Annotated in this window: 10 protein-coding genes; 5 read left to right on the top strand and 5 right to left on the bottom strand. The window is 60.6% G+C overall.

Annotated elements, in window-relative coordinates; genetic code table 11:
* The coding region (locus tag G3O01_RS35145) for a hypothetical protein (RefSeq protein ID WP_205811597.1) at positions 1 to 316 on the top strand (316 nt) is incomplete at its 5' end.
* A gap of 85 nt (positions 317 to 401) precedes the next feature.
* Here G3O01_RS35145 and G3O01_RS35140 read toward each other — a convergent pair.
* The 3 genes from G3O01_RS35140 to G3O01_RS35130 form a co-directional block, all read right to left on the bottom strand.
* Positions 402 to 1721 carry an MFS transporter gene (locus tag G3O01_RS35140; RefSeq protein WP_205811596.1) on the bottom strand — a complete coding sequence of 440 codons (1320 nt, stop codon included), beginning with the start codon at positions 1719 to 1721 and terminating at the stop codon, positions 402 to 404.
* A gap of 872 nt (positions 1722 to 2593) precedes the next feature.
* A complete protein-coding gene (locus G3O01_RS35135) occupies positions 2594 to 3133 on the bottom strand; it encodes a cytochrome b (protein WP_205811595.1) in 540 nt (179 codons plus the stop codon).
* A 12-nt stretch (positions 3134 to 3145) separates the two neighbouring features.
* The gene (locus tag G3O01_RS35130) at positions 3146 to 4228 is read right to left on the bottom strand and encodes a catalase family peroxidase (protein WP_205811594.1); all 1083 of its coding nucleotides are present in this window, start codon (positions 4226 to 4228) and stop codon (positions 3146 to 3148) included.
* A gap of 219 nt (positions 4229 to 4447) precedes the next feature.
* Here G3O01_RS35130 and G3O01_RS35125 point away from each other — a divergent pair, with 219 nt between their 5' ends.
* On the top strand, positions 4448 to 4789 hold the full coding sequence (locus tag G3O01_RS35125; protein ID WP_205811593.1) for a DUF4148 domain-containing protein: 342 nt from the start codon (positions 4448 to 4450) through the stop codon (positions 4787 to 4789).
* Positions 4790 to 5539: 750 nt separating this feature from the next.
* Here G3O01_RS35125 and G3O01_RS35120 read toward each other — a convergent pair.
* Positions 5540 to 5863, bottom strand: coding sequence for a DUF1330 domain-containing protein (locus G3O01_RS35120; RefSeq protein ID WP_205811592.1), 324 nt, complete (start codon positions 5861 to 5863; stop codon positions 5540 to 5542).
* A 379-nt stretch (positions 5864 to 6242) separates the two neighbouring features.
* Between G3O01_RS35120 and G3O01_RS35115 the strand changes: the two genes are divergently transcribed.
* Entirely contained in the window at positions 6243 to 7103 is an 861-nt protein-coding gene (locus tag G3O01_RS35115) for an EAL domain-containing protein (RefSeq protein ID WP_205811591.1), read from the top strand.
* A gap of 26 nt (positions 7104 to 7129) precedes the next feature.
* On the opposite strand, the gene G3O01_RS35110 is transcribed toward G3O01_RS35115, so the two are convergent.
* Positions 7130 to 7594: a hypothetical protein gene (locus G3O01_RS35110; protein ID WP_205811590.1), complete on the bottom strand. Its 465-nt coding sequence runs from the start codon at positions 7592 to 7594 to the stop codon at positions 7130 to 7132.
* A gap of 407 nt (positions 7595 to 8001) precedes the next feature.
* On the opposite strand from G3O01_RS35110, the gene G3O01_RS35105 reads away from it, so the two are divergent.
* Together G3O01_RS35105 and G3O01_RS35100 are read left to right on the top strand one after the other, a co-directional pair.
* Positions 8002 to 9435, top strand: a complete 1434-nt coding sequence (locus G3O01_RS35105; RefSeq protein WP_205811589.1) for a TldD/PmbA family protein — start codon at positions 8002 to 8004, stop codon at positions 9433 to 9435.
* Entirely contained in the window at positions 9432 to 10778 is a 1347-nt protein-coding gene (locus G3O01_RS35100) for a TldD/PmbA family protein (RefSeq protein WP_205811588.1), read from the top strand. The genes G3O01_RS35105 and G3O01_RS35100 overlap by 4 nt, the downstream gene beginning before the upstream one ends.
* Positions 10779 to 11411: the final 633 nt, after the last annotated feature.

Raw genomic sequence — 11411 nt, 5'->3', positions numbered from 1 at the left:
AGGTAATCGTCAGGCTCCTTACCCAGACAAGACCCCGCCCTCAAAAGCGGGGTCTTGGCGTTTCTACGGCCGGAAATTAACGGCCGTGCCCAGAACATACGGCTGGCTGCAATGGCCGGCGTATCTGGTATCTGAATTCCACGCCATTTCCACCAACTATCGCGTTATGTGCATTTCATCAACGCCGATCGCGAATGGACAGTGGACATCCCTCCAACTCCATCTGAAGTCCGCCCCGCAGGTGCGATCCAGATCCGATGCGCGTGCATCATTCGATCCGCGCAAAGCAAAAAAACGGCGAGATCGCCGTCACTGAAAACGCGTGACATCGGATCTCGCCGCAATCGCAAACCACACAAACCGCAAAAAGTCACTTCTCTACGACAACGAGCAGCGCCTGCTCATCTCACGTCGCGTGTTTCATGCGTAAACCTCAGCGTCACGACAGTGATCGCGCCAAGCACCATCAAAAAGATCGATACGGGCCAGTAAGCGTGATAGCTGGCGAGCAAGGCCGTTGCGATCAGCGGCGACAGCCCGCCAGCGAAGATCGACGCCACCTCATGCCCGAGCGCCACGCCTGAATAGCGCACTTCGGTGCTGAACAGCTCGCCTACAAGAGCAGGCAACGTGCCGATCATCGCACCGTGACAGACGGCCGTGCCGAGAATGAGCGCAAGGTAGATCCACGGCGCCTGATGCGTGTCGAGCAGCCAGAAGAACGGAAAGGCCATCACGATCAACCCGGCCGCGCCGATCATATACACGGGCTTTCGGCCAATGCGGTCGGACAGACGTCCCCACGCTAGCATCGCGCCCATTTCGATAACCATCGCCAGCATCACGCCTGTCAGCATTACGGAACTGGCGATGCCCACGAACTTCCCATAGACGAGCGAAAAGGCGAGAAAGATATAGGCTCCGCCGTTCTCTGCGACGCGCAGACCCATTGCCATCAAGATCTCTTTCGGATGCCGCTTGATGACTTCGACGACTGGCATATGCGTTTTTTCACCGCGCTTTTCAGTCTGTTCGAAATCGCGGCTTTCAGGCAGGCTGTGCCGGATATATACGCCGATCGCGAAGATCACGATGCTTGCGAGAAACGGCAACCGCCAGCCCCAACTGATGAACGCATCATGCGGCAGCGATTGCGCTGCGAGAAAAGCGCCCGACGACAACACGAATCCGCCGCCCACGCCCAATTGACTCCACGCGGCGTAATAGCCTCGCTTTTCGGGCGGTGCGCTCTCGCTGATCATCAATACACCGCCGCCCCATTCACCGCCTGACGCAACGCCTTGCAGCAGACGCAGCACGACGAGCGCGACAGGCGACCAGATACCGATCTGCGCATACGTCGGCAGCAATCCGATCGCGAATGTTGCGATACCCATGATGAGCAGCGTCCACACAAGGGATGCCTTGCGTCCGTAGCGATCGCCGATATGCCCGAACACGATGCCGCCCAATGGCCGCGCTACGAAACCCATTGCGAACGCGGCGAAAGCACCGAGCGTGCCGATCAATGGATCGGCGCCCGCGGGAAAGAACAGTTGCCCGAACACGAGCGCGGCCGCCGTGCCGTAGACGAAGAAGTCGTACCATTCCATCGCGTTGCCTGCGACGGACGCAACGACGATCTTGCGCAAAGTCCGGTCTTCGAGAGGCCGGACCGCGTCGACGCGGCCAGCAGCGTGTGGGGTTTCGATGGAAGCCATATTGGTTCGCATAAATCTGGTGGGGATTGACGCTGAGTGTCGGCCGCGGATTTCAATCGGTCAAATTCATCGAAAAGGGGAGGCGCCATCAGCCTCGCAAATGTGAGGACCTACGATGAGCAATTGTTCGACTGATGTGCGCCGTGGCAACTTCGTGTTTCCACACCAGCTAACACAGGAACCACAAGCCTGATGGCAAACCACGCTTGACACCGTCGCGGCTGTGCACGGGGCGAGCCTTGGCGCGTTCGTTGCGCTGCGCAGTCTCGGCTTGGAGGGTTAGCTTGCACGAACTCGCGAGCACATCGAGCCCGCGACCGCGCAATCTCTCTACCTGATGCGAGCTGCAAGCCCGCGCACAACGATGCGAACACTCGGCGTGTTCTGGGGTATGACGGACGCGCACACGACGGGCGATCTCGCGTACAGCGTGGTGGGGGGCTGGCGTCCTCAATGGTCCAAGGCTACGCAGCGCCACAAAGCGTAGGGATGACGTTGAAGAGCGCATCGTTTATCGGCGATCGCTCGCGTAGTGCCTCTGGGCGAATCTGTGCGCGATGGCTATAAGCATCACGATGCATCACCACGCGGGCAGCGGAGTGGGCGGGGCACCTTGTGCGGCACGTATTGCACGAATCGCCGTGACGGGCGAAGCGATCGACGCAGTCCGTCGTGCGCTGCCGCCCTCGAGTCTCGCGAGTCCGATCGCGCGCAGTTGCCGCTGCTTGCGTAAAAACTCGCGCGCTATCACAGCATTTACCAAGCGGTCAAAGCGAGCTTCACGGCTAGTGCATGACGTACGTCCAATGCGGCACACCACGAGGTGTGCCACATAAACATGAGCCACGCGTCATATCATGCGAGGAAGGCCACTAGCGTTCTCCACGCGCCATGCTGGAGAACACGCCATCGCGTCGAATGAGGCCATGAAACAGGGCCGCCGCGATATGTGCGAGCACCGTCGCAAACAGCGCGAACGCGAGCCATGTATGCAGCGCGCGCAACAGTGCGAACAGATCGACGTTTTGGGGGACGATCTCAGGCAAATGCCAGGTGCCGAACAACGTAACGGGATAGCCGCCCGCAGAAAGCATCGCCCAGCCGATCAACGGCATTGCGATGAATAGTCCATACAGCACGAGATGCGACGCCTTGGCGGCGAAGCGCTGCAAGATAGGCATATCGTCGGGCAGTGCCGGGCTGCCGTTCTTCAATCGCACGACGACGCGAATGATCGCGAGCACGAGCAATGCAGCGCCAAGTGGCCGATGCAGCGCGATCAGCGTTGCATGCACGTGAGAGACAGTCGCGACCATCGCAACGCCGATAAACAGCATCGCGAGAATCAGCACGGCCATCATCCAGTGCAACACGCGCGCGAGCGGAGAGAAATGGCGAGAAGTTTTCGTCATGATGCGTTCCGTTCAAGGTTGTTGGCGGGATGGCGAGGTTGCAGGCGCGCCGTGCAGCGCTTCTTCGCGCGTGCGCCGCTGATACGACACGGCATACGCCGCCGAGCGAGCCGCGAGCAGCGGGTCGTCCGAAGGCTTGATGCCGTCGGGCAAGACAGTCGGATCGAAGTTGACGTCGCGACACACGCCATCGGCTTGCGGCGCGCTGCGTTCGAGCACGACGGTACCTGCGTCGATGCGCTGCCGGTCGGCCGGCCATTGCAGCGTCGCATCGCTGGTGGGGTCGCCGGCACTCGCTACGGTCACGATCAGATGCCAGCGCACGTTGCCATGTTTGATCTGTTCGTCTAACTGCTTCGACAGGAAGTCGGGATCCTTCCTCTCTTGCGGATCGACGGGCGCGTATGGCGCTTCCGGTTCGACGGACCAACGCACCGCATGCTCATGTCCATCCGTGTCGACGAAGCGGAATGCATTGATGCTGTAGTACGCAGCATTCGCGAGTCCGGACGACGCAGGATGTGATTTCACCCACTGCTGAAATGGCTGCGTTTCAGGGTTCGACGCATAAAAGTCCTTGAGCTTCGCCGGATCGGGCTTGCCCGTTTTCGGATCGGGTTGCGAGGCGACGAGCTGCTGATAGAACTGCTCTGGCGTATGCACCGCGAACACAGGTGTTGAATTCATTCCCGTGCGCCATTGCTCGCCATCGCTTTGCTTGAAGAGCAGCGCGAAACTGCGAATCGGCACGCTTGCATCGGGCGCGGAGGGATTGCCGCCCGGAATCGCAAAGCGGCCGATGATCGGCGTGCGGCCCTGTGCGAAAACCTGTGCGCGCGAAATCGATGCTGCGTTGCCATTGCTATCGAAATAGCCTTCGACGCACAGTCCTTTAGCGTGATTGCGCCGATAGCCCGGATGCGAGCCTGCGTTCGCCTGGAACTGGTTGACGATGCGATACGTCGTGAGGCGTGCGGGAGTGAGCCAACCCGCCGCATATGCGAAAGAGCCAGCGAGCGCAACGACGGCTGCGCCGATCGCAGCGAATCGGCAAGGCATGCAGCGAGCTGCCGACGCCCGGGACTTTGAATGCATCACGAATGCTCCTTTCGTTTCTGTTTGTGGCGTGCATAGCGCGTCAACAGAGCAGAGCGGTGTTTATTCCGATCGGATGCAGAAATTCTTTGCGTGCAATGACGAGCGCCGAAACGAAAAAAATTCGGGAATAGATCGGGATATCGCTTTGTTCATCACAGTGAAGCGCCACACATCCTGTGACGCATCGACGTCACCTCTACCCTGAAGGAGCTGGAAATGAAGAAGCTTGCACTGTTGACTGTTTCGATCGCCGCAATCGCATCGACGGCTTTTGCATCGAGCGCATTCGCGCAGGAAAAGACGCGCGCTGAAGTGCGTCAGGAACTGATCCAGGCCGAGCAGAACGGCTCGCAATTCGTGACGGATACGTCGTATCCCGAAGTTTCGCCTATCTATCAGCAACAGGTTGCGCGTCAGCAGGCTGCGCAGCAGAGTGAAGGGGCGGGGATGAGCGGCACGCATGCAGCGGGGGCGCGGATGCCTGCTATGGGCACGAATGCGGGTATGTCGTCGTGTGTTGGGCCTGTTAGTTATTGTTCTGTGTATTTTGGGAGTTGATTGTGGGGCTCGATCCGGGGGCGTTTTCTTGCGTAGGGAGTGCGTCCCGGTTTTTGGTTTTGGTTTTGGTTTTGTTTTTGCTGGCATCCGCGTTTTGTTACTGGTTCTTCAGGCGTTGCCCCTGTGCGGGGCGGCACTTACTTTCTTTGCCGCCGCAAAGAAAGTAAGCAAAGAAAGCGGGCTAACACCGCCCGTTCTTGCCCACCGCCTGAGGGCCCCCAACGGTTCCTCTCCTTCACACGGCAACCTCTCAGTCACCGCCCGTTGCCAACGCTCCGAACGGACGCCTCACCCACTTCAATCACGCGTAGCGCAGCCAGCGGCAGCGAATGGTCACGGCCGCCCAGGTGGCAAACTATGTGTAGGTCGTAGTGCTTCACACGTCGGCGCTCTGACGACACCGATCGTGCTTTTCAGTCCGGAGTGACGCATATACGGCGCGACAGCCTACACACAGTTTGCCGCTATAGAACGCGCCCAATTCGACAACGCGCGCAGTGACGCGGGAGCATGAAGTGGGTGAGGCGCTTAGCCGAAGCGCTGGCAACGGGCATTGAATGGCAGATTGCCGTGTGAAGGAGAGGACCCGTTGGGGGCCCTCAGGCGGTGGTCAAGAGCGGGCGGTGTTAGCCCGCTTTCTTTGCTTACTTTCTTTGCGGCGGCAAAGAAAGTAAGTGCCGCCCCGCACAGGGGCAACGCCTGAAGCACCGACAACAAATCGCGGATGCCACCCCAAAAACCAAAAAAAACCTAACAACACAAAACATCCGTCGCAACATGCGACACCGGCACCGCATCAATCAAAATCACATCACCAACGGAGTTCCCCGTCCGCAGTGGCAAAATCGCCTGATAAGCATCAGACCTATACCACGCACGCGCAAGATCGCGATTAGGAAACTCGATTGCGATCAGATCACCGCGCCAGTTCCCTTCGAGCCTTTCACAACGCCCGCCATGCAGCACGAAATGGCCCGCATACGGCGCAAGCGTCGCGTCGATACGCTTCAGATACTCGACAATCTCCACACCCATCTTCACTTCACGCAGATGCGCAATGGCAAACGTTGACATGCTGTTCTCCCCACCGTTGACGAATGAGCCCAGCATAGCGGCGCGCGTACAGCGAATCGATTACCTCTGAGGTAACGCCACCCGCAAAAGCGATGCGCGCATGAAGCACTTTTGACAGTCGCCAGCCCACGCGGGCAATGGCCGTGCAGCACGCCGCAACCTGCGCGATGTCCCGCACGTGCGTGCGCCTCATGTTTCGCGCACGAAACGTTGTTACGCTTTCTTTCCAGCCGGGCATTTCGGACGATCGCCCGTAGAATAAGGCTGCATGCGGGTTCCAGCGTGGTTGTCAGGAAACGATGAATACATGGTATGAAACGTGCATCGGTAAGGGAAAAGCCAATCCCATCCACACATCTATAACTACGGTCTTCCCACGATGGATGCTCGCCAAGCCACCGCTGCCAAACGCGAGGACGATGCCTGTGCGACGACGGACACGCACGACACGAAGCACGCATCACGCCTGATGAACAAGCTCGAACGACGCGTAAGCGAAGGGCTGCTCGCCGGTGAATTTCCGCTCGCGTTTCAAGGTATTTACGACGTCAAGACAGGCAAGCTCGAGCGCGTCGAAGCGCTGATCCGCTGGATGCATCCCAACTACGGGATGCTGTTGCCCGACGCATTTCTCGTCGCGCTCGATCATCCCCTTGTCGCGTTGCAATTGACATATCACGTGATCGACGGCGCATGCCGGGCGCTCGCGCATGCGCAGCGCGAGGGCCAACGCGTGTGGCCCATTGCCGTCAACGTGCCGCCGCGCGTCGTCGCCGACGAACATTTTCCCGCCACCGTGATGAAGATCGCGCGGCTGCACGGGGTCGAGCCGGAGTTGCTCGAACTCGAACTCGTCGAAACGGAAGACTCGACCCGCCTGCTGGCCGCGCCACCTTTGACGAAGCCGCTGCGCGAGGCCGGCATGCGTCTGGCAATCGACGACTTCGGCACGGGCTATTCGTCGCTCGCGCTGCTGAGCACGATCGACGTCGATACAGTGAAGGTCGCCCGCGAAATGCTCGACGGGGTGCCCGATTGCCCGCGCGCGTCGGCCGTTGCATCGGGCGTGCTGTCGATGCTCGAGAGGCTGAATGTCGCGGTGGTGGTGGAGGGCGTCGAAACAGGCGCGCTCGCACGCTGGCTTGCGCAATGGCCGAAGGTCCTCGCACAGGGCTTTTTCTACGCACGCCCCACCTTCGATTACGCCAATGTCCCCGTTCAGGAACGATGCATCGCCTGAAGCCCGGCGCGTTACGCCGTTATGCTTCAGGCCTGCGTATCGACGATACCGCCCGTCGACGTGCCTGACGACGAGACAAGCAGTTGAGCCAACTCGGCCGTCGCTGTCTGCAGTGCGGCTGAAATCGACGCCGCCTGCGCGCTCAATGACGCCACCATCGTGGCGGCCGCACCCGTACTGTCCTTGTCTGCCTGCTGCTGCGCGCGGGCCATCTGCTGCTGCAAGGCCGACAGCTGTTTCTGCAACGACTCGATCAGCGCCTTCAGTTGCTTGATGGCCGCTTGCTGAATGCTGTCGCCACCGGACGATCCCGCTGCCGCAGCGCCTTGCGCGCCAGCAGCTGCTGAAGAGCGGGTAGAACCGGAAGAAGACGCAGAGGATGAACTCGCGCTATTCGTCGCGCTCGTGCCCGACGACGTGTCAGTCGACGTACCCGCTGTGCGTGTGCCGGCAGTCGCGATGCTGCCTGAAAGATCGTTCTGGATTTGCATGGACGGAGACTCGGTTGATTGAAGAAGCGGCCTGTCTGCGATAACGGCACGGCACCGCATGTTCTTGAGACGCGACGCGGATCACGATGCTGTGAGCAGCGTTCAGAAATGCATCATTTTGCGCGGTGTTTCGAATGAAGAAAGGCCGCGAAAGGCACGCGCAGCAAGCGAAAAACACGCGTGCGCTCGCATGCAGCAGCGCTCATGAATGTGCACTGGCAGACAATCGAATGCGTTGAATGTGCGCGAGAACACAGCGCGCGAAGCAGATGACTCTGCCAGCGAAGCAGCACGTCGGCGGCCTGCATCCTGGCCATCGCGTACGATATGGCATTCGCGTGCGAGCGTATGCGCCTCACCGGCGCGTCGATGGTCGCATGAGCGCATGACATTCGTGAGGCATTCATATGGTCGAATCATGGTCGGGCCTGCCGCGCGCGCTGCGCAGCGACGCGGCGTTCTGGTCGGTGCGCATCGTGAATGAACGCACCGACGATCACACGATCCGCAACGACGTCGCGCAGCCGCTGCGCATCGCGAGCGATCGCGGCGCGATGCTGGTGGCGTGGTATGGGAAGGGCGCGGGCTATGCCGCAACGGCCGATCTGTCGGAAAGCGGCCTGCAGGCCGCGCTCGACATCGCGACGCAACGCGCGAAGGCGTGTGCGCCGGTGTCGCTGATCGATCACACGCAGATTGCGCGGCCCGCGCAAAGCGGTGCGTATGAATCGCCTGCTGTCGCGCAGGCTTTGCCGAACCGGCGCGAGTGGCTCGAGCGTCTGCAGCAGGAATGTGCGGCAGCGAACCTCGGCAGCCGTATCGTCGAGCGGACGGCGGCCATGCAGATCACGCACAGCGAGCAGACGTATCTGACGAGCGATGGGATTCGCATCGATCAGCGTTTTCGCTTCATGCTGCCGCAGATGTCGGTGACGGCGCACGCCGGCGGCGTGACGCAGACGCGCACGCTAGGCGGCGATTACGGCACGCTCGCGCAAGGCGGCGTCGACGTGCTCGCGCACTTCGGTTTCGACGGCGCGGGCGCGCGCATCGCAGACGAAGCCTTGCAACTGGTGGCCGCGCCGAACTGTCCGTCGGGCCCGCGCGACCTGTTGCTGATGCCCGATCAGATGATGCTGCAGATTCACGAATCGATTGGTCATCCGCTCGAGCTCGACCGTATTCTCGGCGACGAGCGCAACTTCGCGGGCTGGAGCTTCGTGAAGCGCGAGCATTTCGGTTCGTATCGCTACGGTTCGGAACTGCTGAACGTCACGTTCGACCCGGAGCAGCGCGACGAAGCCGCCAGCTATGCATTCGACGACGACGGCACGCCTGCGAAACGCGAATACCTGATCCGTGACGGCGTGCTGCTGCGACCGCTCGGCGGTGCGCTTTCACAGCAGCGCGCGCGGCTCGCGGGTGTGGCGAACTCGCGCGCATCGAGCTGGAACCGTCCGCCCATCGACCGCATGGCCAACCTGAATATCGAGCCGGGAAACAGCACGCTGGACGACATGATCGCCAACATCGAGAACGGCATTCTGATGCGCACCAATACGTCATGGTCGATCGACGATCAGCGCAACAAGTTTCAGTTCGGCTGCGAGTATGGCCAGCTGGTCGAGAACGGCAAGCTCACGCAGGTCGTGCGTCAGCCGAACTATCGCGGCATATCGGCAAGCTTCTGGCGCAGTCTCGTCGCGGTCGGCAACGACGCGACGCGCGGCGTGTACGGTACGTCGATGTGCGGCAAGGGCGAGCCGATGCAGATCATCCGCGTCGGGCATGCATCACCCGCCTGCGTGTTCAGCAACGTCGACGTGTTCGGAGGCGCATGATGCAAGGCACCCGAACCTCCGCTGCACATTCGCACTGCATGACGCTCGCGAACGAGATCGAGCGTCAGCTGAAGACGGGCGAAATCGCGCTGACGTCGTACGCTGCCGAGCACTCCGATTTCATCCGCTTCAATGAAGGCAAGGTGCGCCAGTCGGGCCACGTCTCGCAAGCGAACGTCACGCTGCGACTGATCGACGGACAGCGTCAGGCTTATTCGACCTTTACGCTGTGCGGCGACATCGGCGCGGATACGCGTGCGATCGGCGAGACGCTCGCGGCATTGCGCGAAGGCCTGCGCGATGCAACTGACGACCCCCATCTGCTCTTCGACACGACCGTGTGGTCGGAGACGACCCAACGCACGGGTAGGTTGCCTTCACCGGATGCGCTGCCGCTGGTTGTCGCGCAATGCGCACAGGGTCTCGACTTCGTTGGCTTTTATGCGGGCGGCACGATTGCACGCGGCTTTGCATCGTCGTCGGGCAGTCGCGGCTGGTACGAAGTCGAGAACTTCAATTTCAGCTGGTCGCTGTTCGACGCGAGCCATCGCGCTATCAAAAGCCACTACGCGGGCGATGCATGGAGCGACGACGTTTTCGCACAGAAAGTCGAGGAGGCCGCCGCGCGTTTGCCCGTGCTGTCGCGCGCGCCGCGCACGCTGCCGCCAGGCCGCTATCGCACGTACTTTGCACCCGCTGCGTTGCAGGAGCTGCTGGGGACCGCTTCGTTCAGCGCGTTTTCTGCACGCACGCAGGCAACCGCGCGCAACGAGTTCTACCGGTTGAATATCGGTGAAGCATCGCTCGATCCACGCGTCACGCTGACGGAAGATCTCACGCTCGGCATCACACCGCGTTTCAACGACGACGGTTATCAGCGGCAGAGCGTTCCGCTCATCGAAGCAGGGCGTGCAGCGGCCCGGTTGACCAACGCACGTACGGCCCGCGAATACGGTCTCACGCCGAATGGTGCAACAGCGAGCGAAACGCCGTCTGCGCTGTCGATGCAAGCCGGCGATCTCGCTTACGACGATGTGCTGCGCACGCTCGACACGGGTCTTTATATCGGCAATCTCTGGTACGTGAACTTCTCGGACCGGATGAACTGCCGGATGACGGGCATGACGCGCTTTGCGACCTTCTGGGTCGAACAGGGCCGCATCGTCGCGCCCGTCGACGCGATGCGCTTCGACGACAGCCTGTACCGGCTGCTCGGCAGCGAACTGGAGCGCATCGGTGCGCAACCCGAACTGCTGCTGAACGACTGGACGTGGGGCGAGCGCGCGACGGGCGGCATGAAACTGCCCGGTCTCCTCGTACGTTCCTTCGAACTGACGTTATGAAGCGGCGCGACGCGGCATGAGGGCGGGCGGCGTCTGCGCATGCGCGCGACGTCCGCTTCCCGGGCGGTATGAAGAATTCTCGATCACCCCGTTTTCATCTGATCTTTCGCATCGCTAATCACTTTTCGATGCGTCTTCGCGGCTCCATTCTCGGGCCGCGCTGTCTTCGTCTTTGATTGTGCAGCGAGACGATAACCGACGCCGCAACGCGTGCTCTGTGCGGTAGCGCACATCGGATGCGGACACGCGTTGTGTGCGCCAGCGCACATTGTCGTGTGCATGTTGCGACACTTGCGGCATGCGGGCAGAACGTGTGCCATGCGTGTTTTCTTGCGCACTTCGCCACACGTGTTGAATCTCTCTGCACGTCTCAATCGATTTCATCGCACATCGCCAACGCTACGCCTGCGTGCACGCGCAACCTTTCGCGAACGGAGCGCGTCAGACGAATTCCTCTCGCTGTGCACGCCGTTTCAGCTTTGAATCAAAGCGGGCAGCTATTGCATTGCACAAGCACGCTCTTTGCTGCGCATGGGTTTAACGCGGAAAAGTGTGATGATTTCGACCCTCGTTGCCTGTCTTTGAAATTGATTGGCAATGCTTGTCGAGTTCAGTAATGAAACGTTTTTGACG

The organism is Burkholderia sp. Ac-20365, from assembly GCF_017104715.1.
In the GTDB taxonomy this organism is placed as follows: Bacteria; Pseudomonadota; Gammaproteobacteria; order Burkholderiales; family Burkholderiaceae; genus Paraburkholderia.
The sequence above is the reverse complement of the archived record's forward strand: the minus strand, read 5'-3'. Positions and strand labels throughout refer to the sequence as shown.